The organism is Pseudomonas sp. (assembly GCF_040514055.1).
In the GTDB taxonomy this organism is placed as follows: Bacteria; Pseudomonadota; Gammaproteobacteria; order Pseudomonadales; family Pseudomonadaceae; genus Aquipseudomonas.
Genome location: NZ_JBEVDL010000036.1, coordinates 1 through 25,506, shown reverse-complemented (window position 1 = coordinate 25,506; position 25,506 = coordinate 1). Strand labels below are relative to the sequence as shown.

Below are 25,506 nucleotides of genomic sequence, written 5' to 3'. Positions count from 1 at the left end.
GTTATCCGTCGCCATCAGCACCGAGTGGGAAACGAATTTATGAGCGACTACCTGGAAACGTTGTACGAAGGCTACGGCCAATCCTTTCGCATGGACAAGTTGCTGCACGAGGTGCGCACCGAGCACCAGCACCTGGTGATTTTCGAGAACCCGCGCATGGGTCGGGTCATGGCCCTGGACGGCGTTATCCAAACCACCGAGGCCGACGAGTTCATCTACCACGAGATGCTGACCCATGTGCCGATCCTGGCCCACGGCAACGCCAAGCGGGTACTGATCATCGGCGGCGGCGACGGCGGCATGCTGCGTGAGGTGAGCCGCCACCGCAGCGTCGAACAGATCACCATGGTGGAGATCGATGTCACGGTGGTGGACATGTGCAAACTCTACCTGCCCGAGCATTCCAAGGGCGCGTTTGACGACCCCCGGCTGAACCTGGTGATCGACGACGGCATGCGTTTCGTCGCCACCTGCACCGAGCAGTTCGACGTGATCATCTCCGACTCCACCGATCCGATCGGACCGGGTGAAGCCTTGTTTTCCGAGAATTTCTACCAGGCCTGTCGCCGTTGCCTGGCCGATGGCGGGATCCTGGTGACCCAGAACGGCACGCCCTTTATGCAATTGGAGGGGGTGCAAACCACCGCCGGGCGCATGCAAGGGCTGTTTACCGATTGGCATTTCTATCAGGCAGCGGTGCCGACCTATATCGGCGGCGCCATGACCTTCGCCTGGGGCAGCACCGACGCGGCCTACCGCAAGCTGCCGTTGGAGACCCTGCGTCAGCGCTTCGCCGGCAGCGGTATCGTCACCCGTTACTACAACCCCGAGATTCACCAGGGCGCGTTCGCCTTGCCGCAGTACGTGCTGCAGGCCATCCATAAGCCCAGCAACGACTGACACCAACGGCACCGGGAGTGGCGCGCTGACACAGCGCAGCCATCCCCGGCAGACCTTTCCCAGGTAACTTTCGCTTACAGCTCAGCGCTTAGAAACACCGCTAACCGACGGATTTTTCACAGAACTGGTGTGACACTGGTCTCCTTTTTCGTTCGGTCATGCGCGCTTGTCCATTTTCCTGCCATTGCCCGCCAGGCTCCGGCCATTGTTGCTGGTGTTCGCCTGCCTGCCCGCGCTCGCCTACCCGGCCTGGCGCCACTGGTTTCCGGCGGTCGCCGCCGGTGATTGGACGTACCGCGTTTGGGCGGCCGATATCCCGCGGGTCAGCGCCTTGCTGGTCGGTACTGACGGCGAGCTGACCTTCAGTCAGGAGTTCGACGACGACAAGGGCAGCCTGGCGCGGCGTGATTCGAGTGGTGGTCGCCATGTGCTGCTCGAAGGCTTGTTCAAACCCGATGGCCTGGCGGCTTACCAGGGCGGCATGGCCGTAGGCCAGGAAGGGGGGCGGCATTCGGTGCTGTTGCTCAAGGGTGGCCAGGCCAGGTCGCTGTTCGAGGCCGAAAACGTCGAGGGTTTGGCCAGCGATAAGCGTTACCTGTACGCCATCGAGGACAAGAAGGCCGGTCGCCTGCTGCGTTATGACGCGCACACGGGGCAGCTGGCGACCCTGCGCGAGGGCCTGGACGAGGGGGAGGCGGTGACGGTCTGCGCAGACGGGCGCCTGTATTACACCGAGAAGAAAAAGGGCTGGGTCAAGCAATGGCAGGCCTCGGGCGAGGATCGTCTGGTGCAGGCGGGCCTGAACGCTCCGGGTTTTCTGCTGTGCGACGCCGCAGGGCTGTGGATCACCGAAGACGCCACCCATATGGCCCGGGTGCTGTTGCTGCCACCCACTGGGCCCCTGCAGGTGGTGCTGGAACATTTGCGCTCGGCACAAAGCCTGGTCGCCCTTGCCCCCGGCCACTACCTGCTGGCCGAGCAAGGGCGCAATCGAATACTTGAAATCAATCGCTCAGGATCCTGAATACCATGCGTTCAACGGAAGACCGTTCTGCCTCGCCTCCGGCCAGTCTCAAGGCACAGCTGAGTTTCACGCTGTTCGGCGCCTTGGCCCTGTTGCTGATGTTCTCGTTGCTGCGAGTGGCGCTGCTGGTCTACAACCGCGACCTGATCGGGGCGACGTCGATGGCGGACTTCGCCGAAGCGTTTTTCAACGGCGCGCGCTTTGACTTGCGTCTGGTGGTGTATGCCTGCGCACCCTTGCTGTTCGCACTGCTGAGTCCCTGGGCGATGGCGCGTCGACGCTGGCAGTGGATCTGGCTGACCGGCTTTGCCAGCCTGACCCTGTTCCTGGGCCTGCTGGAGATGGATTTCTACCGCGAATTCCACCAGCGTCTCAACAGCCTGGTGTTCCAGTATTTCCAGGAAGACCCGAAAACCGTGCTGAGCATGCTCTGGTACGGTTTTCCGGTGCTGCGCTACCTGCTGGCCTGGGCCGCCGCCACCCTGTTTCTCGGCCTGCTGTTTCGCGCCGTGGAACGCCGCACACGCCCCGGCTCCGCTCTGCACCCAGCTGGGCGCACCGTCGCCCCTGCTTACCAGCGTGGCCTGGTATTTTTCCTGTGCCTGCTGCTGGCGGTGGTCGCCGCCCGCGGCACCCTGCGCCAAGGCCCGCCGCTGCGCTGGGGGGACGCCTACACCACCGAATCGACGTTCGCCAACCATTTGGGCCTCAACGGGGTCCTGACCCTGGTGGACGCGGCGAAAAACAGCTTCTCGGATCACCGCGACAATGCCTGGAAAGCCACCCAGCCGCCGGCCGAAGCCCTGCAGCGGGTGCGGCAGATGCTGCTGACGCCCCATGATCGACTGGTCGATGCCGAGAGCGCCGCCATTCGCCGGGACTTTACCCCGCCGGCCGAAGGCACGCTGCCAATTCGCAACGTGGTGGTGATCCTGATGGAAAGCTTTGCCGGCCGTTATGTCGGCGCGCTGGGCAGCGAGGACGGCATCACCCCCTATTTTGACCAGCTGGCCAAGGAAGGGCTGTTGTTCGACCGTTTCTTCTCCAACGGCACCCACACCCACCAGGGCATGTTCGCGACCATGGCCTGTTTCCCCAACCTGCCGAGTTTCGAGTACCTGATGCGCACGCCCGAGGGCGGCAACAAATTTTCCGGCCTGCCGCAGTTACTCGGCGCGCGGGGCTTCGACGACCTCTATGTGTACAACGGCAATTTCCAGTGGGATAACCAGTCGGGGTTTTTCAGCAACCAGGGCATGACCCGCTTTATCGGCCGCGAAGACTTCGTCGACCCGGTGTTCTCCGATCCGACCTGGGGCGTGTCCGACCAGGACATGTTCGACCGTGGCGCGCAGGAGCTGGCCAAGCAGGATGGCGGCAAGCCGTTCTACAGCCTGTTGCAAACCCTGTCCAACCACACCCCCTACGCCTTGCCGACACCGCTGCCGGTGCCGCCGGTCACGGGCCATGGCGCGCTGGACCTGCACCTGACCGCCATGCGTTATTCCGATTGGGCCCTGGGGCAGTTCTTTGAAAAAGCCCGCCAGGCGCCGTATTTCAAGGACACCCTGTTCGTCATAGTCGGTGACCATGGCTTTGGCAGCCCGGAACAGCTGACGGACATGGACCTGTTCCGCTTCAATGTCCCGCTGCTGCTGATCGGGCCCGGCATCCAGGACAAGTTCGGCACGCGCCGCGATACCTTGGGCACCCAGATCGACATAGTGCCGACCATCATGGGCCGCCTGGGTGGCGAGGTGCGCCACCAGTGCTGGGGCCGCGACCTGCTCAACCTGCCGGCCGGCGACAGCGGCATCGGCGTGATCAAGCCCTCGGGCAGCGACCAGACGGTGGCAATCCTGACCAACCGCCAGGTGCTGATCAAACCCAAGGACCTGCCGGTGCGGATCTTCGACTACCAGCTGGGTGCCAAACCCCACGCGACTTTGCTGCAGGGTGCGGCCGCCCAGGACGCCGATGGCCAGCTGCAGGCGAAACTCGAGGCCTTTCTGCAAACGGCCACCCAGAGCCTGCTGGACAATACCGCCGGGGTGACCGACCCCAAATAACGCCCCAGGGCTCGGCGCGTCCGGGTTCCGGGAATAGGGGGTTCTGGTGTATAAAAACACCCCTGAATGCCGGCGGACCAGGGTCCCCGGCAACAGCCGCCCAGGCCGACGGCCAGACGGTGTCCTTATTCATCCGGTGGCTCGGGCACCGAGGCCCTGCGCTATGTCCACAGGGCCCGGACCCAGCCGACCCCTATCAAGAGATCCCCATGGGCGCACAGTGGAAAGTCAAACATAAGGAAGCGGCCTCGAACGCCAAGGGCCGCATTTTCGGCAAGCTGTCCAAGGAACTGATGATTGCCGCGCGCAGCGGCGCCGACCCGGACATGAACCCACGCCTGCGCCTGGTGCTGGAACAGGCGAAAAAAGCCTCGATGCCCCGGGAGAACTGGGAGCGGGCGATCAAGAAAGGCGCCGGCCTGCTGGGCGAGAGCGTGCACTTCGAACGTCTGACCTACGAGGGGTTTGCCCCGCACCAGGTGCCGGTGATCGTCGAGTGCCTGACCGACAATATCAACCGCACGGTGTCCGAGATCCGCGTCCTGTTTCGCAAGGGCCAACTGGGCGCCTCGGGGTCGGTGTCCTGGGACTTCGACTACCTGGGCATGATCGAGGCGGCGCCCAAGGACGCCGATACCGATGCGGAACTGGCCGCCATCGAGGCCGGCGCCCAGGACTTCGAAGCGGCGGAAAACGGTGCCACCCTGTTCCTCACCGACCCCACCGACATGGACGCGGTTTGCCGAGCGCTGCCGACCTACGGTTTCACTGTGCAATCGGCCCAGCTCGGTTACCGGCCGAAGAACACCGTCAGCCTGACCGAGGCGCAGATGGAGGAAGTGGAAGCCTTCCTCGAGGCCATCGACGCCCATGACGACGTGCAAAACGTCTATGTCGGCCTGGCGGGCTAGTGTCCACAGCTCCTAATGCGAACCCAGGGACTGTTCAGTAACCGGTCATTTCCAGGTAGCCGACACCCTGTTGGCTGCCGCTGAAACGGATCGGGCCTTCCCAGTAGGGAAAACGCGTGTCCATCCAGGCGTCTTCCTGTACCGGCTCGGTCAGCAGTTCCAACTGTTTGCCGGGAATGCTCAGGGCCCAGCGGGTGGGCAGGCGCCGACCGGCGACCGCGCTCTGCTGCAGCGGGGTCAGGCGGATCTCTTGCTCGCCCAGGGTCTGGGCGACGCCGTTCGTATCGATCCAGGTCCCGGCGCGGTAATGCCGGCCGTCGGCATGGCGCAGCTGGAACAGCATCAGTTTTTCGCCGCTGGCCAGGTGCAGGGAAAACCAGTCCCAACCCTGTTGGTCGGCTGCCAGCGGCTGGCTGCTCCATTCCCGGTCCAGCCAGGCCTGGCCCTTGACCTGATAGGTTCGGCCGTCCAGCTCGAGGCTGCCGCGGGCCTGCAGGTAAGGTTGGCTGTAGTAATTCGAGGCCTGGCCCTGTCCGGATTTCCGGCTGTAACCCTGATCGCCCTGCAAGACCAGGGGCCGCTCGCTGGTGAGTTGCAGGTCGTAGCGAAAGCCTTGGCCCGAGGCGCGCATCTGCAGTTGCAGCGGGTCGCTGCTGCCGGGCCATTGACCCGCCAACTGCCAATCGTCGATCCAGGCCTTGAACGGCGCCGTGTCGACCCCGGCCTGACCGACGCCGCCGCGGGCGAAGCGCTCGCCATGACGATGGCCGTCGGGGCCCGTCAGGCCGGCGTGCCCCATCCAGACCGTGCTGTCGGCCCAGCCAGCGGCGCTGCCGCCCGGCTGCAGCGCGTTGCGAAACAGCGTCCATTGCACGCCCCAGGGGCGGCCTTGCTCATCTTCCAGGTTGGCGGTGACGTACCACCATTCGATGCGATACCCCGGGTGCACACCGTGATCGGCCGGAAAGTCGAAACGCCGCCCGGGCACCACCCCGGCATAGTTCTGCGCCTGGCTGCCCAGCCCGGCAAACCCCTGGGATGGTGCGCTCTGGTCGTCGCAGGCGGTCAGCGCGGCGACCATCAGCAGCAGCGCCCAACGGTTAATGCTCATGGGCAAAGGTCCTCAGCAGTTCGGCGGGACTGACCCGGTAGAGTTTCCACAGCGGCCAGGCCACGGCGAGCACGGTCGCCAGCAGCGCCAGGGCGGCGGCCTGCAGCAACTGCAGGGGGAACACATGCAGTGGCAGGCGCCAGCCGAAGGCCTGCACATTGATCACCGCCACCAGGCACCAGGCCAGCAGCAGGCCCAGGGGAATGGCCAGCGACAAGGTGATCAGCGCCAAGGCCAGGGTCTGGCCCAGGTTCAGCCAGAGCATCTGCCGGCGGCCGACGCCCAGGGCCCAAAGCGGCGCCAGCTGTGCCAGGCGGCTCTGGCTGAGGGTCAACAGGCTGATAAACAACGCGATGCCGGCCACCCCCAGGGTCAGGCTGTTGAGCGCGGCGGTGGCAGCGAAGGTGCGTTCGAAGATCCGTGTCGACCAGGCCTTGAGGGTGCTTTGGTCCACCAGTTGTGTGTCGTTCAGGACGAAGCTGTCCTGCAGCGCCTGTTTTACGGCCGGCACCGCGGCGGGCGCCAGCCGCAGGCTATAGCTGCCCGGCTGTACGCCCGGCCAGTGACGCTGCAGGGCGCCGGCCTCGACCAGCAGGTTGCCCTTGGGGTTACCGTAGTCGGCGTAGATCGCGACCACGGTCGCCGACCATTCGCCTTGCGGGCTGCCCAGGTTCAGGCGATCCCCCAGGGCGAGGTGCAGGTGACGGGCCAGTTGCTCGCTGAGCATCAGGCCCTCGCCACGGGCGACCTGGTCCCAGGCGGCGGACGTGGCTTCCAGCAACGGCCAGTGTTCGCGGTAGGTCGGGTGATCGAGGATGCCGTGCAGCTCGGCCGGCCACCCCTGCAAATTCAGCTCGACCTTCCAGTTGGGCAGCACGGCCTCCACGTCCTGGCGTTGCGCCAGCCACTGCTCGAGTTGCCGGGCCTGCTGCGGGTCGTCGGTGCGCAGGTAGAGCTCCGCCGCCAGGCGCTGGTCGAGCCAGCCACCGAACGTCAGGCGAAAACCTTCGGTCATGCTGCCTACGCCGATGTTCGCGGCCAGGGCCAGCAGCAGCGCCATCAAGGCCAGCGCCAGGCGCGGCAACTGCTGCCGGCTGTCGGCGACAAACCATTGGCCCAGGGGCGTGCGGCAGTGCGGCAGGATCAGCTCCAGCAGGCCGCTGACGCACACTGGTAGCAGCAGGGCCGCGGCCAGCAGCAGGCAGGAAAGCAGCACGAAGCCGGCTAGCAGGCCGTTCCCAAACAGCCAGCTGGCGCCGGCCAGGCCCAACAGGGCAAAGGCCAGGCCGGCCTGACGCCGCAGCCAGGCGGCCTGGGATTGGTGCCAGGCCTCGGGCTGCGCCAAGGCCAGCAGCGGCAGGCGGGCCGCGCGGATCAAGCTGCTGGCGCCGGCCAGCAGGGCGCCCAGCAGGCTGATCAGCAAACCGCTGAACCACCAGGCCGGGCTCAGGTTGAGCTGCCCGGCCACCTCGGCGCCGTACAGCCCGCGCAGGCTGGCCGCCACGTCCGGCAGCAGCAGCGCGGCCAGGCCATAGCCGCTGGCGACGCCCAGCACGCCGCCGAGCAGGGCCAGGCCACAGAGCTCCAGCGTCAGCGCGGCCAGCAAGGTGCGCGCGCCGACCCCGCAGGCGCGCAAGGTGCGCAGCAGGCCGCGGCGTTGCTCCAGCGCCAGGCCGATCGCGGCATTGACGATAAATAGCCCGACCACAAAGGCCAGCAGGCCAAGGGCGGTCAGGTTCAGGTGAAAGCTGTCGGTCAAGCGGCCCAGGTCGGCGTTGTCCTCGCCTCGGCTGATGCGCAGCTGTGGTTCCAGGGATGCGGGCAGGGCGGGCGGTGGTCCGTCACCCTCGACGGCCAGCAGCAATTGCGAGAGCTGCTGCGGCGCGCCTAGCACCCGCTGGGCGACGCCGATGTCCACCAGCAGCAGGCCGGGGGCCAGGCGTGGGTGCAGCTCCAGCGGTGGCAGCCGTTCGCCATCGACACTGCGTGGGCGGTCGCCTGGGTTCAGCTGCAGGTTGTGCAGGGTATCGGCGGCAATCCAGGTGCGTCCCGGTTGACCGATAAACGCAAGCAGGTCGAGTTCGGCGCTGGCTTGCCCGGCCAGGGTGCTGCTGGCCGGTAGGGTCAGTGGCTCAATACCCAGCAGCTGCAGGCGTTGGTCCTCGTGGCCCTGCAACCGCACAGGGCCTTGCAGCAGCGGTGAAACCGGCCAGCCGGCCAGGCGCAAGTCGATATAACTTTGCTGGGTGAACCGGCCTCCGCTGCGCGGGCTGATGCGATAAAGGCCGTCGCCGGCGATCAGTTGGCTGGCGCGGGCGTAACTGTCGCGTGCCTGGCTGTTGAGCGCCTGCACCCCGGTCCACAGGCCGGTGGCCAGCCAGAGGCCGGTAAGCAGGCTGAAGAACTGCACTGGGTGCCGGCGCCAGTGGCTGAAGAGGGTGGTCAGGGTCCAGCGCAGGCTGTTCATCTCAGGCGGTGTCCGCATCGAAGATACAACCCTTGCGCAGGGTTACCCGGCGTTGCAGGCGCGCCGCCACCCGCTGGCTGTGGGTGACCATCAGCAAGGTGGTGGCGTTTTCGGCGAGCAATTCCAGCAGCAGGTCCAGCACCTCGTCACTGGTGCCCTCGTCCAGGCTGCCGGTGGGCTCATCGGCCAGCACCAGGGCGGGCCGTCCCGCCAGTGCCCGCCCCAGGGCGACGCGCTGCTGCTGGCCGCCGGAGAGTTGCTCGGGATAGCGCTGCAGCAGGTCGCCAAGGCCCAGGCGTTTGGCCAACTCGGCCTGCCACGCGGGGTCGTGGCGGCCAGCCAGGCGGGCCTGGAACGCCAGGTTGTCGGCCACCCGCAGGCTGGAAATCAGGTTGAACTGCTGGAAGATCAGGCCGATGCCGGTACGTCGCCAGTCGGCCAGTTGGCTTTCCGTCAGTGCCGCCAAATTATGGCCGGCCACCAGGATGCGCCCGCTGTCGGCCGAATCCAGGCCCGCGACCAGGTGCAGCAGGGTGCTCTTGCCACTGCCCGATTCGCCCATCAGGGCCAGGCTGGCGCCGCTGGCCAGCTCCAGGTCGATGCCCTGCAGCACTGGCAGCGGCCCCTGGGGCGTCGGGTAACTCTTGTACAGCTTCTGGATGCTCAACATCGGCTCGGGCCTGGAAAAAGGGGAGTGCCACAATGGCTGCGATCTTAGGGGCAAGGCAGAGCTCGGGCGAGCGGCGTTTGCGTTTTCTGAGGCGATCTCGCGGTGAGCGGCGCGCCCCAGGGCCTGTGGGCATAACCCTCGCGAGTCGCCTTGCCGCGAAGAAGGGTCCCAGCCCTGGCGCGGACCGCCGGCCTGTGTAGGGCGGGCAGCGCCCGCGAATCCTGGCAAAATCGCCCCCCGCGCAGGCTTGACCCAGCGCTGTACTCAGCAGGCCCGGCAGGGTTGAAAGGCTGTCCTGTCAAAACTGCGGGATTCTCCCGCCCACCCGTTCTCTTCAGGCGAGGTGGCGCCGGTTATCCTTCAGCGTGCCTGGGACGCAGTGGCGGTGCGTAAAGCCGCCGGAGGGCCCCGGCATACTCAGGCATACGGCAGTACATCATCGAAGGAGCGGCGCTATGGACCCGAGGCTAACGGATGCGGCATTGCGCGAGACCCTGGCGGCTGTCTATCGCGACGAGTCGCGTCGGGTGCTGGCCACCCTGATTCGCCTGCTGGGCGATTTCGAACTGGCCGAGGAGGCGTTGCACGACTCCTTCGCGGCTGCCCTGGCGCAATGGCCACAAGACGGCCTGCCGCGCAACCCGCGTGCCTGGCTGGTCTCGGCCGGTCGTTTCAAGGCCATCGATCGGATACGCCAACGTATGCGTTTCGACGCCTCGCTAAAGGAACTGGCGTGGCAACTCGAGGAGGTGGCATTCGAGCCGCAGCAGGACGTTAGCCTGGAGGATGATCGCCTGCGGCTGATCTTCATCTGCTGCCACCCGGCCTTGCCGGCGGACGCCCAGAGCGCCCTGACCCTGCGCGAGGTCTGCGGCCTGACCACCGAGGAAGTGGCGCGGGCTTTTCTCTGCGCACCCTCGACCGTGGCGCAGCGCATCGTGCGGGCCAAGGCGAAGATCCGCGAGGCGCGCATTCCCTATGAAGTGCCGTCCAGGGAAGAACTGCCGGGCCGGCTGGGGCAGGTGCTGCAGGTGATCTACCTGCTGTTCAACGAGGGCTACTCGGCGTCTTCCGGGCCGTCGCTGACCCGCCACGACCTTTGCGCCGAGGCCATTCGTCTGGCGCGCCTGCTGATCACCTTGCTGCCTGAACCCGAAGCCTGGGGGTTGCTGGCATTGATGCTGCTGCACGAGTCGCGCCGTCCGGCCCGCAGCCGGAATGCTGAGCTGGTGCTGCTGCCCGACCAGGACCGTGGCTTGTGGAACGCCGAGCAGATCGCCGAAGGCTGCGCCCTGGTTGAGCAAGCCCTGCGCTCGCGGCGCTTCGGGCCCTACAGTTTGCAGGCGGCCATCGCCGCGGTGCATGCCGAGGCGAGCACGGCCGACACGACCGACTGGGCGCAGATCGTCGGCCTCTACGACGTGCTGCTGCGGGTCGAGCCCTCGCCGGTGGTGGCACTCAATCGCGCGGCGGCGGTGGCCATGCGCGATGGTCCCGCCGCGGGTTTGCAGCTGATCGATGTCCTGCTGGCACGGGGCGAGTTGCAGGATTACCACCTGGCCCATGCCGCCCGTGCCGACCTCTGTCGCCAGCTGGGGCGTACCGCCGACGCGCGGGAAGCCTATTTGCGGGCGTTGGCCCTGGTGCGCCAGGACGCCGAGCGGCGTTTCCTGCAGCAGCGCCTGGCCGAGTTGCCGGCCTAGGGCCTCACTGCGGGAGGTTTGCGCAGATAACGGTAAATCGCCAGCGGCGGCAGGGTTTTCGTTTTCTAAGTACATAAATTTGGCATAAATGTTTTTTATTGAAATATTACTTAAATAATCGTTATGTGTATTATTTAGTAATGTAAGCGCTCGGCGCAGCCCGGCACGGTCAGTCGCAACAGGGCAGGCATCATGAAATTAACCGCGAAAACACTGATCCTCGATTTGCTGTTGGCCAGCGATGGGCGGCCCTTGTCGGCCCGGGACGCGATTGTCGCAGCCGCGCTGTTCGGCATCAGCGAAAACACCGTACGGGTCGCCTTGGCCCGGTTGTCCACGGACTCCTTGCTGGAGGGGGCCGGGCGCGGCTGCTACCACCTGGGTCCCTTGGCCCGGGAACTGGCCGGCGACGTGGCCAGTTGGCGCACGGCCGAGCAGCGCATGCGCCCCTGGTCGGGCGATTATCTGGCGGTGGTCAGTGCCGCCCTCGGCCGCAGCGATCGGACGGCCTTGCGTCGGCGGGAGCGGGCGTTGCAGTTGCTGGGATTTCGCGAGCTGGAAAAAGGCCTGCATGTGCGTCCCAACAATATCGAGTCGAATGTCGAGGCGGTACGCCGTCGCCTCTATGGCCTGGGCCTGGAAGCGTCGGCGCGGATGTTCGTCGCCGGGCAATTCGAGGCGGCCAGCGTGACGCAGATCCACGCCTTGTGGGACGGCGCGGCCCTGAACGGTGCCTACCACCAGCTCAGCCAGCAATTGGAGGCCTGGCTGCTGCGGGCGGGCGAACTCGAGCCCGAAGTGGCCGCTCGCGAGTCCTTTCTGTTGGGCAGTCGGGCGATTCGCCAGGTGGTCCACGACCCGTTGTTGCCCGCACCGCTGGTCGATACCGAGGCGCGCCAGGCTTTTGTCGCGTGCGTGCGGCGTTTCGATCAGGCCGGGCAACAGATTTGGCAGGCGCTGCACCGTGGCCCGCATACTGCGCTGCCGGCGGTGTCCCTCAACCCCGTTCATCATTGACCTGGAAGCCCGCGCCATGACCCGCAGACCCAAGCTCAGCGAACTGTTCAGTCACGCTGAGATCAGGCAGTTGACCCGTCGCTCCAATGCCATGGGGCTTTGGGCGATAGGCTCCACCTGGGCGGTCATCGCCCTGAGTTTTATCGTCCTGGTGTATGCCCGGGCGCATTTGCCGCTCTGGGGGCAGGGACTGGCGCTGCTGCTGGCGTTGCTGGTCATTGCCGGACGCCAACTGGCGCTGGCCATTTTGCAGCACGAGGGGGCTCATGGCACGCTGTTCGCCAGTGCCTGGGGCAACGACATATTGGCCGACTGGCTGTGCGCGCGGCCCTTGTGGAACCAGCTGCACAAATACCGGCCCTACCACCTGGTTCACCACACCAAGACCTCCTCGGCGGACGACCCGGACCTGTCCCTGACCACCGGCTTTCCGACCAGCAGGCGCTCCCTGACCCGCAAAATCCTGCGCGACCTCAGTGGCCTGTCCGGCCTGAAATTCCTGCTCGGACGGGCATTGATGGATGCCGAGGTGCTCAAGTGGACGGTCGCCAACGATGTGCAGCGCCTGCCGCGCGCCGGTCGTCGTTGGCCCGACCATGCCAGGGCCCTGCTGAAGAACAGTGCTGGCATGCTGCTGACCAATGCGCTGCTGGCTGGCGTGCTGTGGGCCAGCGGTCATGCCTGGCTGTATGGGGTCTGGGCATTGGCCTACCTCACGCCATTTCCCTTGTTCGTGCGGATCCGTTCCATGGCCGAACATGCCTGCACCCAGCCCGGCGCCGACCCCTTGCGCAACACCCGGACCACTGCGGCCGGCTGGTTGGCCCGGGCCACTGTGGCGCCAGTGCGGGTGAATTTTCATATCGAGCATCACTTGATGGCTTCGGTGCCGTATTTTCGCTTGCCGCACCTGCATCGGCTGTTGCGCGAGCGGGGGTTGACCCCGCCACCGCCGAGCTACCTGGACGTGCTGCAGATCGTCAGCGGCGCGGCGCGTTAGGGCCTGGGAGCATTTTCCGCAGCAACGCGCTATCAGGACGTCAGGCGTCGAAACGGACTAATCGAACGAGGCAAAACAGGCCACTAAGGGCTGCCCGGCCGCAGTGATCCGCTGGGCTGTTGTGCCCGTCGAGGCGGCAACCGGGCCAACCCGTCGCTGTGTCTGTCAGCGGCGGGTTGGGCTGGGTCTAAAGGGTGCGTAAGAACGCCACCAGGTCGGCTTTTTCCGGGGCGGTCAGGCGCCGCGCCAGCACCAGGTTGAAGAACTCGACACTGTCTTCCAGGGTCAGCAGTCGGCCATCATGCAGGTATGGGGGCGAGTCCTTGATGCCGCGCAGCGGGAAGGTCTTGATCGGTCCGTCGGCGCTGGCCAGGCGGTTGTTGATCAGCCGCGGTTGATAGAAACGCTCGACCTTCAGGTTGTGCATGCTGTTGTCGGTGAAGTAGGGCGGCGCATGGCAACCGGAACAGGCGGCCTTACCATGGAACAGTTGTTCCCCCCGTAGCTCCTGGGCCGTGGCCAATTGGTGGTCGAGCCAGCCTTCGACCTTGAGCTTGGGTGCCGGCGGAAAGTCCAGCAGGGCCTGGAATTCGGCCATGAAATGCACCTGGCTGCCGCGTTCGAGGATGTTCACCCCTTTTTTCGTGGCGATCACCGGGTCGCCATCGAAGTAGGCGGCCCGTTGTTCGAATTCGGTGAAATCCTCGACGCTCTTCAGCGCCCGTTGTGAGCCGAACAACTGCTGGATGTTCACGCCGCGCAAGGTGGGGGTATCGATCCGATGGCGAAATGGCTGGGGTCGCACATCACCCGCCAGGTGGGTGGCGGCATTGCTATGGCCATTGGCATGGCAATCCAGGCAGGCGACGCCGCGGCTGGGGTGCAGGCTGCGACGGTCGTCGGTGACGTTGAATTGTTGTTGAGGAAAAGGCGTCAACAGCAGGCGCAGCCCTTCGAGCTGCTTGGGGTTGAGAATGCCGTTGAAACGTTCGAAGAAGTTGGCCAGGGTGATTAACTGGCCACCGGACACATCGCCCAGGTCGGGTCGGGTGGTCAGGTAGATCGGCGCTGGAAATTCCGGCAGCAGATGGGTGGGCAGATCGAAATCGAGGTCGAAGCGGGTCAGGTCGCGACCCTCCTGGCGTTTGATCTCATCGATCGCGAAACTCGGAAAGAGCATGCCACCCTCGGCGTGGTTGGGGTGGGGCAGAGGCAGAAAACCCAAGGGGAACAGGTCTCTCTGGCGAATTTCCCCGGGCCTGAGGGCGGCCAGCCCCTCCCAGCTGATGCCGTGCTGCAGGCGAACCCGAACGCCTTGCTGCACGGGTTTTCCGCCCGACATGCGGCTGCCGGAGGGGTTGTCGCTCAGGTCATAGCGCGCCCGCAACAAGTCCTGGTGCTGCTGGGCGAGGCGCGGTTTGTCCTGCAGCATACGCCGCACGATCGAAGCGAAATCCTCGCGAATCACCACCGGGCTGTAGCTGGAGGGTTTTTCTGCGAGTTCTGCTGGTTCTGCTCGTTCTGTTGGCTCGGGGCCGTTGGGTTTGTCGGCTGTTTGGTCTTTTTCGGCGTGGGCACCGCTGCTCAGCAGCGCCAGCGCGCCGCACAGGCCCAACACCTGGCGTAGTTTTCCTGTCGATCCGTTCATTGGAAGCTCTCCCTGAGTAAACGAAGGACAGGCTGGTTTCCCTTCGTCTGTTGACTCCTAGTTCAGGTGCTAGCCGCTGGCCAATAGGCCAGGTGCATCGCTTAACGAGACGCGGCGCAAGCGGCTCAATCGGTGTCGGGATTGCCTCGGCGGTGGGGCTGTGGCGAGCGGCTGCGATCGGCTGTCGGGACCGTGCGTTGACGCAGGTATTGCCCTGGCGACACGCCCTTCCAGCGTTTGAAGGCGTGCAGGAAATTGGCGACTTCGCCGTAGCCCAGGCGCTCGGCGATGGCCTCGCGGGTCAAACCGCCGAGTGCCAGCAGCTCCTCGGCCAGGGTCTGGCGCACCTCTTCACGCAGCTGGCGAAACGAGGTGTCTTGCAGCTCCAGGCGACGGCGCAATGTGCGGCTGCTCAGCCCCAGCTCGACGGCCACTTGTTCCATGTCGAGCCAGCGACCCGGTGTCAGCAGCCGGCTGCGTACCTGCTCGGCCAGCCCGTTGCGCACCGGGCGTTTGGCCAGCAGTGCCTGGCACTGTTGCTCGCACAGCTCGGCCAGCCCAGGGTTGGCCCGCGGCAGTGGTTGGTCGAGTATGCGCCGGTCGAAACTGATGCAGTTTTGTGGGCTGCCGAATTCTGGTAACAGCCCGAAGGGTTCGATAAACCGCTGTGGCTCGCGGGGCGCGGCCATGCGCAGTTGCACACGGTGCAGCGGCAGGACTGCGCCGCTGAGCTCGCGTTGAATCACGGTCACGGCGATGGCGTCGCGCAGGACCAGGAAATCGCGCACGCCGATGGGCAGGGCGCGATCGTCCAGCTGCAACTGGGCGAGATCGCCGGCCTCGCTCAGGTGGACGCGGGTAAAGGCGAAGGTCAGGTCCAGATAGCGCAGTCCCAGTTCCGCGGCCTGGCGCATATTCGGACTGCTGAGCAGTGCGTAGCCCCAGACGCCATAGCAGGTCAATGGGTAACGCAGTCCCGCTTGCAGCCCGAGGTCACCGACCTCCGGCCGGGCGGCAATCAGGTTGGCGACCAGCTGCAGTTCTTGAACCGCGTCGATCTGTTGAGCCGCTTGCGCCAGGCACAGTGGGCTCAGGCCGGTGCCCTGCAGGCAGGTATCCACCGACAGGCCATGGTCCAGGCCCAGCTGGAGCAGCAGTTGAGCGCTGATGGCGCTGCGCTGGGCGGGCCAGGTGGAAGCTGCGGGCATGGCGCTGTCCGAAAGTCACAATACATTGGCCGACTATGCCATAACCCGAGCCGAGGCGGACACGTAGCATCGTGGCACCTCGGGATCACGCAGGAACGCCACCGGTGCATCAGCGACCAGATGAGCCGCCACCTTTGCAGGTGTTGATCATCGGCACGGGCTTCGCCGGCCTGGGCCTGGCGATTCGCCTGCGCCAGGCCGGTATCGAGGATTTCCTGTTGCTGGAAAAAGCCCATGCGCTCGGCGGCACCTGGCGTGACAACCGCTACCCGGGTGCGGCCTGTGATGTGCCGTCGCACCTCTATTGTTTTTCCTTCGAGCCGAAAGCCGACTGGTCACGCACCTACGCGCCCCAGGCGGAGATTCTCGCGTACCTGCAGCACTGCGCCGACAAATATGGCGTGAGTGCGCACATTCGTTTCGGAGCCGAAGTCGAGGCGGCGCGTTTCGACGCGAGCACCGGCCTTTGGCAGGTCAGCTGCGGCAACGGGCAGGTCCTGCACGCACGGGCGCTGGTCAGCGCCTGCGGCCAACTTAACCGCCCGGCTTATCCGCTGATCGAAGGCCAGCAGCGCTTCCAGGGCGAGACGTTTCACAGCGCGTGCTGGAACCCCGATTACGACCTGCGCGGCAAGCGGGTGGCGGTGATCGGCAGTGGCGCCAGCGCCGTCCAGTTCGTGCCGCAGATAGTGCCGCAGGTGGCCGGCCTGCTGCTGTTCCAGCGTTCGGCGCCCTACGTGATCGCCAAACCGGATCGCGCCTATCGGCCCTGGGAGCAGCGGTTGTTGCGGCGCTGCCCGGGACTGCTGCGTCTGGACCGCGGCCTCAAGTACCTGCAACACGAAGTCCGGGCCCTGGCCTTTATTGCCTTTCCGCGGTTGATGGCCCTCTATATCGGGCGCTTTCGCCGGCACCTGGCCAGGGCGGTTAGCGACCCCGCGCTGCGCCGGCAACTGACCCCGGACTACCCCTTGGGCTGCAAGCGGATCCTGATCAGCAATGACTATTACCCGGCGTTGACCCAGGCCCAGGTGCGGGTGGTCAGCCAGCCCATTCAACGGCTGACCGAACAGGCTGTGGTGACCGGCGATGGCGAGGTTCATCAGGTCGACGCGATCATCTACGCCAGTGGCTTTGCCGCCACGGATTTCCTTGCGCCGATGCGCATCAACGGCCTGGCCGGCCGCGAGCTGAACCAGGCCTGGCGAGAGGGCGCCGAAGCCTACAAGGGCATCAGTGTCAGTGGCTTTCCCAACCTGTTCCTGTTGTACGGACCCAACACCAACCTGGGGCACAACTCCATCGTTTATATGCTGGAAAGCCAGTTTGCTTATGTACTGGGCTGCCTGGACTGGCTACGCCAGCCGGGCCTGCGCTATCTGGACGTCAAACTCGCGGTGCAGCAGCGTTACAACCAGAGCCTGCAGCAGCGGCTGCGGCGTTCGGTCTGGGAACAGGGCTGCAGCAGTTGGTACAAGCTGGCCTCCGGCAAGCACACCAACAACTGGCCGGACTTTACCTTTGTCTATCGCAAGCAAACGCGCGCTCCGGAGCCCAATGACTATGACCTCATTCGTTGAACTGCCCGTGCCGCTTTCCACGGGGCAGCGTCTTCTGACCGGGCTGCTGCGCCTTACCCTGAAGGTGATATTCCGTGGCCTGGTGCGGCCCTGGATGCCGGTCGCCGGGCAGCGCGCCGTGCTACGCCTGTTGGCCTGCAGCAGCCGGCCGCCGGCGCAGGTGTCCATCGAGCCGGGGTTCCTGGCGGACCGGCCCTGCGAATGGCATCGGCCGCCGGCGCCTTCCAGCAGCGTGCTGCTGTACCTGCACGGTGGGGCCTACCTGATCGGCTCGCCGACGACGCACCGCAACCTGGCCGCGCACCTGGCGTTGCGTTGCGGCTTGCTGGTCTGTGTTCTGGACTACCGGCGCGCGCCGGAAAGCCCCTATCCGGCGGCCCTGGATGACGTCGTGGCGGCCTACCAGGCGTTGTTGGCGCAGGGCTACTCGGCGTCCCAGGTGCTGATCGGCGGCGACTCGGCGGGCGGTCATCTGGCCCTGATCAGTGCCTTGCGTCTTCCGGCCCTGGGGTTGCCACGGCCCGCGGCCTTGCTGTGTTTTTCGCCGCTGACCGATGCCAGCGCGAGCGCCTTGCACCGGCCAGCCGCCGGCGACCCGGTGTTGCACCCAAGCTGGGTTCGCCAGGGTTTGAGCGCCTTCTGCCCGCCGCTGATGGAGCGCCAGGACCCGCGCCTGTCGCCCCTGAACGACGACCTGACGGCATTGCCGCCGCTGTTGATCCAGGTCGGTGAAGACGAAATCCTGCGCGACGACAGCCTGCGCCTGGCAGAGCGGGTGCGTGCAGCGGGTGGCGAGGTTCGGTTGGAGCGTTATCCGGGATTCTGGCACGTGTTCCAGAGCTTGGCGGGCCGACTGAATGCTGCTGACCTGGCGCTGGGCCGAGTGGCTGCCTTTGTCCAGCAACGAGGACTTTGACGGTTTGGCTGGTGCGGCGTGAACGAGGGACCCAGTCACTGGAGCCCGGTAGCGGCCGTTCGAGTTAACCGGGGCGACCGCCCTGGCGATGTTCTGCGCTTGGCACGACTGGCCGTGCGAGCTGCACAAGGGCCGGGCCGCGCTCTCCGTGTTGGAAGGGCAGTTGAGGCGCCGTTAGCAGCCGTTCGCAGGGGCTGTTTTCAGGGTGATTGTCGATCCCACCGCCGGTCGAAGAGGCGTCGCCGAGGCGAAGATGGGGGCAGCGCCGTAGCGCCGAAAAGGCTACCCTGCAAGCAGACGGCCCGACTCCCTTGCCCTGAGGGATTCGCCGTCCAACAGGCCAAGGTATCGGCCTGTTCGTGCACATCAGGCCAACTGCAGGCCTGATTCTCGGGCGACACCACAAGGTGTCGCGACGCCACCGAAGTTGGGTCGGCAGCAATGGGAATGCGGACTATCCATCCATCGCCTGAGAGGAGTTCTTTTATGAGCACAGCCTTAAACGATGATGTCAGCAGTAACGTTCTGCGCCGCATGAAAGAGGGTGGTTTTGATTTCGCTCGTTTTCATCCAATCGAGTTCTACGCCATTTTTCCGGACGAGGACCGGGCCCGCAAGGCGGCAGGCAATTTTCGCGGTGAGTCGTTGAATGCCCAGGTATCGATCGGCGACGACGGCGCCTGGCATCTGCAAATCAGCAAAGTCATGCACGCGACCTACGATGGCATCGGCCATTTCGAGCACGATCTGGAATCGCTGGTGCTGCCCCTGGGCGGTGTCCTCGATGGTTGGGGCGTCGCTCACGAGGTCAAGCGTCCTCCTGCCTAAGCCAGGTTGGCCTGTCCCGGCGTTCGCCGGGGCAGGTTGGTCCCCGCTTTCATCCCCCACTTCCCTGGCAAGCTTCGATTGGTCGGGCTCCGCGGCCCCACGGCCGGTGGGCCTATCAACTGGTGCGAGCGCTTGAATGGTCCATGGGTTTCCCGGCCAAAAACTGCCAGCGGAGCAGGCAGGCCACCTCTGCGTCGTCTCCGGCGCGCGACAAAAAGGTGCGTTATTCGCCTGGCTAATAATTAAGTGATTGTAATAGCACGCTATTTTTAGTGGCGCGGGCTTTGCAAAGGGTTAACTCATCTTCGGCAGGTTAGGAGCATGGGATGACCCGCACCTTTTTCGACGAGATGCATACCGCCACGGGCGACTGCCGTCCACATTACCGCGAGTTTGCCCGTTGGCTGGCGGACACTCCGGCCGAATTGCTGGCCCAGCGCCGTCGCGAAGCCGACCTGCTGTTTCACCGCGCGGGCATCACCTTCACCCTCTATGGCGACGACCAGGGCACCGAGCGCCTGATCCCGTTCGACATCATTCCGCGCAGCATTCCCGGGAGCGAATGGCGCATCGTCGAGCAAGGCTGCATTCAGCGGGTCAAGGCGCTGAACATGTTCCTCGCCGACCTCTACCATGCTCAACGCATCATCAAGGCGGGCATCATTCCCGCCGAGCAGGTACTGGTCAACGATCAGTACCAGCCGGCGATGCAAGGCCTGGACCTGCACCGTGACCTGTATTCGCATATCTCCGGCATCGACCTGGTGCGTGACGGCGACGGTAGCTATTACGTGCTCGAAGACAACCTGCGCACCCCCAGCGGCGTCAGTTACATGCTCGAGGACCGCAAGATGATGATGCGCTTGTTCCCTGAGCTGTTCGCCGCCCAGCGGGTCGCGCCGATCGATCATTACCCGAACCTGCTGCTCGATACCCTGAAAAGCGCCAGCCCGCTGGACAACCCCAGCGTGGTGGTGCTGACCCCCGGGCGCTTCAACAGCGCCTATTTCGAGCATGCGTTCCTGGCGCGGGAAATGGGCGTGGAGCTGGTGGAGGGCGCGGACCTGTTCGTGCGCGACGACCATGTGTTTATGCGCACCACGGCGGGCGCGCGGCCGGTGGAGGTGATCTACCGGCGCCTGGATGACGCCTTTCTCGATCCGCTGGCCTTCAACCCGGACTCCATGCTCGGGGTACCGGGCCTGCTGGCCGCCTACCGCTCCGGCAACGTGGTGTTGGCCAATGCCATTGGCACCGGGGTGGCGGACGACAAATCGGTCTACCCCTTCGTCACCGACATGATCCGCTTCTACCTGGACGAGGAGCCGATCCTGAATAACGTGCCGACCTGGCAGTGCCGCAAGCCGCAGGAATTGTCCCATGTGCTGGCCCACCTGCCGGAGCTGGTGGTGAAGGAAACCCAGGGCTCCGGTGGCTACGGCATGCTGGTGGGCCCCGCCGCCAGTCACGCCGAGATCGAGGCGTTCCGTGCCCGGCTCAAGGCCAATCCGGCAGCCTATATCGCCCAGCCGACCCTGTGCCTGTCGACCTGCCCGACCTTCGTCGAGAACGGCATTGCACCGCGGCATATCGACCTGCGGCCGTTCGTGCTGTCCGGTCGCGAGGTGCGGCTGGTACCGGGCGGGTTGACCCGGGTGGCGTTGCGTGACGGCTCGCTGGTGGTCAATTCGTCCCAGGGCGGCGGCACCAAAGACACCTGGGTGGTGGAGGAGTAGACCAAGATGCTTTCGAGAACCGCCTCCGACCTGTACTGGATGTCCCGTTCGCTGGAGCGTGCCGAGAACCTGGCGCGCATGCTCGATATCAGTTACTCCCTGTCGCTGATGCCGCAGGCCGGCCGCGGCGATGGTCTGGGCGAACTGGCCATGCCGCTGTTGATCACCGGCACCCTGGACGCTTACCTGAACCGCCATGGCGAGTTGCATGCCGAGCGCCTGCTGCATTTTTTCGCGCTGGACGCCGACAACCCGGCGAGTATCTACAGCTGTCTGGGCACCGCCCGCAGCAACGCCCACGCGGTGCGGGGGCGAATCACCGCCGACATGTGGGAGAACATCAACGCCACCTGGCTGGAAATTCGCGAGCTGGCGCCGCAGGGTGTCGCGCACTACGGCATCAGCCGCTTTTGCGAGTGGGTCAAGCAGCGTTCCCACCTGTTTCGGGGGGCCACCTTCGGCACCATCATGCGCAGCGACGCCTACCGCTTTATTCGCCTGGGCACCTATATCGAGCGCGCCGACAACACCCTGCGCATGCTCGACGCGCGCTTCGACATGCTCGGCGAGGAGGTTGAGGAAGTCGACGACCGCTCGGCCCGCGGCTACTACCAGTGGAGTGCCCTGCTGCGGGCGCTGTCGTCGTTCGAAGCCTTTGCCGAGGTCTACCGGGGGTCGCCCAATACCCGCAAGGTCTCCGAGCTGTTGCTGCTGCGCGCCGATGTGCCGCGTTCCCTGCGCGCTTGCCTGGAGGAACTGAACGCCATGCTGGCCAGCCTGCCCGGTGACAACGGCCTGCCGGCCCAGCGCCTGGCGGCCCAGTTGGACGCGCGGCTGCGCTACACACATGTCGATGAAGTGTTGGAGGAGGGGCTGCACCTGTGGCTCACCGAATTTATCCAGCGGGTACGCCAGCTGGCCGATGCCATTTATTGTTCCTACCTGGAGGTCATATGAGGCTGTCGATCAGTCACGACACCACCTACCGCTATGAGAGTCAGGTGCAGACGAGCATTCAATACCTGCGCCTGACGCCCCAGGACAGTGCCCGGCAACAGGTGCTCAGCTGGCAACTCGAACTGCCGCGTCCGGTGCGTGCGCAGTGCGACCCCTACGGCAATATCCTTCACGTGCTGACCCTGGACGAGCCCCATGGCGCAATCGTCATCGCGGCGCGCGGCTTGGTCGAAATCGACGCGCTGCGCGATGCCGAGCCGGAGGCGGGGTCCCCCTTGCCTTTTTTACGCAATACCCGCCTGACATTGGCCGATACGGCGTTGCGTGAGTTCGCCCACTCGCACGGCGCAGGGCGCGTCGACCGCAGCGCCTTGATCGATCTGATGCACGCGCTGCACCAGCACATCGCCTATACCCCGGGCGCCACCCAGGTCGAGACCACTGCAGCGCAGGCCTTCGCAGGGCAGGTCGGGGTCTGCCAGGACCATGCCCATGCCTTTGTCGCCTGTGCCCGCAGCCTGGACATTCCGGCCCGTTATGTGTCCGGCTACCTGTACACCGACGATTGCGAACACCTGGCCAGCCATGCCTGGGCCGAGGCCTGGCTCGACGGCGCCTGGTACAGCTTCGACGTGACCAACCAGCTGGCGCGCCCGGAACGTCATCTGAAACTGGCGGTCGGCCTGGATTATCTGGACGCCTGCCCGGTGCGTGGCATGCGCCGCGGTGGGGGCGGCGAGCATATGCACACCTTGGTTACAGTGGCGCCATTGCCCCAGGCGCAGCAATAAAAAGGGGGACGCGAGCCATAGTCGGCGCGAAGAAGCGCATGGTATGCCGGCTTATTCAGAGCGGGGTCGCCAGCCCATCGCCGCGGACTTCGCAGCCCTTGAGCACCAGGCGAATGATGGTTTGCGCCGCGGCCTCGTAGTCGGCGTCGTCCAGGCGGGGTTTGCCGGTGACGGTGGAGATCTGCCAGTCGAAGTCGGCGTAAGTCTGGGTGGCCGCCCAGATGCTGAACAGCAAGTGGTTGGGATCGACTTGCGCCATCAAACCCTGGTCCACCCAGGCCTGGATACAGGCAATGTTGTGTTTGGCTTGGGCATGCAATTGCTCGGTCTGCAGGACCGTCAGGTGCGGTGCGCCGTGCATGATCTCGCTGGCGAATACCTTCGAGGCCGAGGGCAGGTCACGGGAAATACGGATCTTCGAGCGGATATAGGCTTCCAGCACCTGCGCCGGCTGGCCGGGTTGGTTGAAGGGCGCCGAAGCCTGCAACAGCGGCTCGATGATGCTCTCCAGCACCTGCAGGTAGAGGTTTTCCTTGGACTTGAAGTAGTAGTAGACGTTGGGCTTGGGTAGCCCGGCCTTGGCGGCGATGTCGCTGGTCTTGGTGGCGGCGAAGCCCTTATCGGCAAACTCTTCACTGGCCGCGCGCAGAATCAGACTTCTGTTGCGCTCGCGAATACTGGTCATCTGGCCCTTGGGCTCCTTGTTTGACGTCAATCCCAGGGGCGATTGGCGGCGGTCGGGCATGGTAGCACCGGGCCGTTTGGCGGCTCAAGCCAGCGTCTAGCCAGTTCTGGAGGGGTAGTTGGATCGATTGTTTTTATTTGTGTATACAAAAAATAAGTATTCTGTTTACATTATCAAGCCTGTTTAGCTAATAACAAAACTCGGCTCCTTGAGTACCCGGAGATCGATCATGCCGAACACCCAGTTGGTCGATCCCTTCGGCCGGCGTATCACCTACCTGCGCCTGTCGGTGACCGACCGCTGCGATTTCCGCTGCACCTACTGCATGAGCGAGCACATGCAGTTCGCGCCGCGCGCGCAGATCCTCAGCCTGGAGGAGCTGTATCGGGTGGCCGATGCCTTTATCGCCCTGGGTGTCAAACGTATTCGTATCACCGGGGGCGAACCCCTGGTGCGTAAGGGCCTGTGCAGTCTGTTGACACGCCTCGGCGAGCGGGACGAGTTGGACGACCTGGCGATCACCACCAATGGTTCACAGCTGGAGGCCATGGCCGCGGCGCTGAAAATGGCCGGTGTGAAGCGCTTGAATATCAGCCTCGACTCGCTGCGGGCCGACCGCTTTGCCGCCTTCACCCGTCGGGACAGCCTCGCAGCGGTGTTACGGGGCATCGAAGCCGCACGGGCTGCCGGCTTTGCCCGGATCAAATTGAATACCGTGGTGCAAAAGGGGCGTAACGACGACGAAGTGCTCGAGCTCCTGGAATACGCCATGGCGCGTGACCTGGATATCAGTTTTATCGAGGAAATGCCGCTGGGGGCGGTGGTTTCCCATGAGCGTGAGCAGACCTTCTGTTCCAGCGATCAGGTGCGCAGCCTGATCGAGCAGCGGCATCCCCTGGTGCGCAGCAGTCATGCCACGGGCGGTCCCTCGCGTTACTGGCGGGTGGCGGGCAGTGGCACACGGGTCGGCTTTATCTCGCCCCACAGCGGAAACTTCTGCGGCGACTGCAATCGGGTACGGGTCACCGCCGAGGGGCGGCTGGTGTTGTGCCTGGGGCATGAGGGTGCGCTGGACCTGCGGTCTGTGCTGCGAGGTTCCCCGGGTGACAGCCCGCGCTTGCAGCAGGCGCTGCGTGAGGCACTGCAGCTCAAGCCCGAACGCCATCATTTTCGCCTGGATCAGCAGGTGCAGGTCGTGCGTTTTATGAGCGTCACTGGCGGCTGAGCCAGTCTATTTGCGGAGGGGTACCGAGTGAACGCCAGAACAGTCGGCCTGCTGGCCATGAGTGTCTGCGCCTTTAGTCATGGCCAAACCTATGTGGTGGGGGTGGAAAAGGTGGAGTTCGCTCCGCACTACCGCGTAGACGCCGAAGGGCACTACCAGGGGTTCGCTCGTGAGCTGCTGGATCTGTTCGCCAGCCGCAGCGGTCTTCAGCTGGAGTACCGACCGATGCCGGTCGACCAGCTATTGCCGGCGCTGCTGCAAGGGCAGATCGATTTCAAGTACCCGGACAACCCGCAATGGTCCCAGGCGCAAAAAGCCGGCAAGCCTCTGGTCTATAGCCAGGGTGTGGTCGCTTATGTGGATGGCGCGTTGGTCGCGCCCGAGCGCCTGGGTAAAGATGCGCTGCCGTTGCAGCGGTTGGCAATGGTGGATGGCTGGACGGCCTGGGGGTACCAGGAGCAGCTGAAGAGCCAGCAGCTGCAGCTGGTCCGCAGTGGCGATCTGCGCCAGATGATCAAGCAGACCCTGAAGAAGGAGGCCGACGGTGCGTACTTCAACGTGGTGGTGGCCACCCATTATCTGGATAACGTGCGCGCTCGCCCGGGTGCTCTGGTATTCGACCCCAGGTTGCCCCATACCCGCAGCAGTTTCAGTCTTTCCTCTCTTAAGCAGGGCGGACTGCTGGAGCGCTTCGATCGCTTCCTTATAGAAGAGCGAGTAGCAATCGCGGCACTCAAGGACAAGTACCGAGTCGAGGCGAATATCGATTCCGAGTTTATCGGGGTGGAGCAGTGGAAGGTCGACTTTCTCAAGCGGCAAAAAGCCAAGGAGGGAGTGGGTGATATAAGCGACCCAGTGCCGGCTGCGTCTATGTAGAGGAACGTTGAATTTCGATCAGCCGTGGTGTTTTCGGTCTGCTGAAAATAAGCCTTGACGGCAGTTCTGGCGGGCCTATAATGCGCACCTCTTCCGGCGTGAACCTCTCGGAAAACGGCTTGTAAATCAAGCAGTTAGCTTAAAAAGAGGGGTTGCTAAGCGGTGTAGATCGCGTAGAATGCGG

The 25,506-nt window shown here is 64.7% G+C and carries 19 protein-coding genes and 2 pseudogenes; 15 read left to right on the top strand and 6 right to left on the bottom strand.

All coding sequences use genetic code 11. The annotated features are described in order from the left end of the window. Positions 1 to 39: 39 nt before the first annotated feature. The 4 genes from speE (at position 40) to ABWY06_RS08800 (ending at position 4,904) form a co-directional block, all read left to right on the top strand. Positions 40 to 900, top strand: coding sequence for a polyamine aminopropyltransferase (speE, locus tag ABWY06_RS08815; protein ID WP_353925194.1), 861 nt, complete (start codon positions 40 to 42; stop codon positions 898 to 900). Between the two features lie 166 nt (positions 901 to 1,066). Then, entirely contained in the window at positions 1,067 to 1,924 is an 858-nt protein-coding gene (locus ABWY06_RS08810; protein WP_353925193.1) for an SMP-30/gluconolactonase/LRE family protein, read from the top strand. Between the two features lie 5 nt (positions 1,925 to 1,929). Next, a complete protein-coding gene (locus tag ABWY06_RS08805) occupies positions 1,930 to 3,993 on the top strand; it encodes an LTA synthase family protein (RefSeq protein WP_353925192.1) in 2,064 nt (687 codons plus the stop codon). A gap of 209 nt (positions 3,994 to 4,202) precedes the next feature. After that, positions 4,203 to 4,904 (top strand): YebC/PmpR family DNA-binding transcriptional regulator, encoded by a 702-nt coding sequence (locus tag ABWY06_RS08800; protein ID WP_353925191.1) that lies wholly within the window; start codon positions 4,203 to 4,205, stop codon positions 4,902 to 4,904. Between the two features lie 34 nt (positions 4,905 to 4,938). On the opposite strand, the gene ABWY06_RS08795 is transcribed toward ABWY06_RS08800, so the two are convergent. Genes ABWY06_RS08795 through ABWY06_RS08785 form a run of 3 tightly spaced genes read right to left on the bottom strand, consistent with a single transcriptional unit; the run spans position 4,939 to position 9,152 of the window. Further along, positions 4,939 to 6,015 carry a lipocalin-like domain-containing protein gene (locus tag ABWY06_RS08795; protein ID WP_502948175.1) on the bottom strand — a complete coding sequence of 359 codons (1,077 nt, stop codon included), beginning with the start codon at positions 6,013 to 6,015 and terminating at the stop codon, positions 4,939 to 4,941. Beyond that, positions 6,005 to 8,482 (bottom strand): ABC transporter permease, encoded by a 2,478-nt coding sequence (locus tag ABWY06_RS08790; RefSeq protein ID WP_353925190.1) that lies wholly within the window; start codon positions 8,480 to 8,482, stop codon positions 6,005 to 6,007. The genes ABWY06_RS08795 and ABWY06_RS08790 overlap by 11 nt, the downstream gene beginning before the upstream one ends. Before the next feature lies 1 nt (position 8,483). Then, complete coding sequence (locus ABWY06_RS08785) at positions 8,484 to 9,152, bottom strand: ABC transporter ATP-binding protein (protein ID WP_353925189.1); 669 nt, start codon at positions 9,150 to 9,152, stop codon at positions 8,484 to 8,486. Positions 9,153 to 9,607: 455 nt separating this feature from the next. Between ABWY06_RS08785 and ABWY06_RS08780 the strand changes: the two genes are divergently transcribed. From ABWY06_RS08780 to ABWY06_RS08770, 3 genes are all read left to right on the top strand, one after another. After that, complete coding sequence (locus ABWY06_RS08780) at positions 9,608 to 10,855, top strand: RNA polymerase sigma factor (protein ID WP_502948174.1); 1,248 nt, start codon at positions 9,608 to 9,610, stop codon at positions 10,853 to 10,855. Between the two features lie 192 nt (positions 10,856 to 11,047). Further along, positions 11,048 to 11,872 (top strand): PaaX family transcriptional regulator C-terminal domain-containing protein, encoded by an 825-nt coding sequence (locus ABWY06_RS08775; protein WP_353925188.1) that lies wholly within the window; start codon positions 11,048 to 11,050, stop codon positions 11,870 to 11,872. Between the two features lie 16 nt (positions 11,873 to 11,888). Next, positions 11,889 to 12,872: a fatty acid desaturase family protein gene (locus ABWY06_RS08770; protein ID WP_353925187.1), complete on the top strand. Its 984-nt coding sequence runs from the start codon at positions 11,889 to 11,891 to the stop codon at positions 12,870 to 12,872. Between the two features lie 187 nt (positions 12,873 to 13,059). Here the strand turns inward: ABWY06_RS08770 and ABWY06_RS08765 are convergent. Beyond that, a pseudogene (locus ABWY06_RS08765) lies at positions 13,060 to 14,376 on the bottom strand (cytochrome B6); the annotation flags it as partial. Positions 14,377 to 14,645: 269 nt separating this feature from the next. Further along, positions 14,646 to 15,728, bottom strand: a pseudogene (locus tag ABWY06_RS08760) (AraC family transcriptional regulator); the annotation flags it as partial. 104 nt (positions 15,729 to 15,832) lie between these two features. Between ABWY06_RS08760 and ABWY06_RS08755 the strand changes: the two are divergent. The 6 genes from ABWY06_RS08755 (at position 15,833) to ABWY06_RS08730 (ending at position 22,536) form a co-directional block, all read left to right on the top strand. Then, positions 15,833 to 17,308, top strand: coding sequence for a flavin-containing monooxygenase (locus ABWY06_RS08755; RefSeq protein ID WP_353925186.1), 1,476 nt, complete (start codon positions 15,833 to 15,835; stop codon positions 17,306 to 17,308). Beyond that, entirely contained in the window at positions 17,292 to 18,224 is a 933-nt protein-coding gene (locus ABWY06_RS08750) for an alpha/beta hydrolase (RefSeq protein ID WP_353925185.1), read from the top strand. The genes ABWY06_RS08755 and ABWY06_RS08750 overlap by 17 nt, the downstream gene beginning before the upstream one ends. Before the next feature lie 486 nt (positions 18,225 to 18,710). Further along, the gene (locus ABWY06_RS08745; RefSeq protein ID WP_353925184.1) at positions 18,711 to 19,052 is read left to right on the top strand and encodes a ribonuclease E inhibitor RraB; all 342 of its coding nucleotides are present in this window, start codon (positions 18,711 to 18,713) and stop codon (positions 19,050 to 19,052) included. Between the two features lie 326 nt (positions 19,053 to 19,378). Continuing rightward, entirely contained in the window at positions 19,379 to 20,788 is a 1,410-nt protein-coding gene (locus ABWY06_RS08740) for a circularly permuted type 2 ATP-grasp protein (RefSeq protein ID WP_353925183.1), read from the top strand. 6 nt (positions 20,789 to 20,794) lie between these two features. Continuing rightward, positions 20,795 to 21,745 (top strand): alpha-E domain-containing protein, encoded by a 951-nt coding sequence (locus tag ABWY06_RS08735; RefSeq protein WP_353925182.1) that lies wholly within the window; start codon positions 20,795 to 20,797, stop codon positions 21,743 to 21,745. After that, on the top strand, positions 21,742 to 22,536 hold the full coding sequence (locus ABWY06_RS08730) for a transglutaminase family protein (protein WP_353925181.1): 795 nt from the start codon (positions 21,742 to 21,744) through the stop codon (positions 22,534 to 22,536). The genes ABWY06_RS08735 and ABWY06_RS08730 overlap by 4 nt, the downstream gene beginning before the upstream one ends. Positions 22,537 to 22,591: 55 nt before the next feature. On the opposite strand, the gene ABWY06_RS08725 is transcribed toward ABWY06_RS08730, so the two are convergent. Next, positions 22,592 to 23,221 carry a TetR/AcrR family transcriptional regulator gene (locus ABWY06_RS08725; protein WP_353925180.1) on the bottom strand — a complete coding sequence of 210 codons (630 nt, stop codon included), beginning with the start codon at positions 23,219 to 23,221 and terminating at the stop codon, positions 22,592 to 22,594. A 229-nt stretch (positions 23,222 to 23,450) separates the two neighbouring features. On the opposite strand from ABWY06_RS08725, the gene moaA reads away from it, so the two are divergent. Together moaA and ABWY06_RS08715 are read left to right on the top strand one after the other, a co-directional pair. After that, positions 23,451 to 24,446, top strand: a complete 996-nt coding sequence (moaA, locus tag ABWY06_RS08720; protein WP_353925179.1) for a GTP 3',8-cyclase MoaA — start codon at positions 23,451 to 23,453, stop codon at positions 24,444 to 24,446. Between the two features lie 57 nt (positions 24,447 to 24,503). Beyond that, positions 24,504 to 25,322, top strand: coding sequence for a transporter substrate-binding domain-containing protein (locus tag ABWY06_RS08715; protein WP_353925366.1), 819 nt, complete (start codon positions 24,504 to 24,506; stop codon positions 25,320 to 25,322). The last annotated feature ends 184 nt before the right edge of the window (positions 25,323 to 25,506 follow it).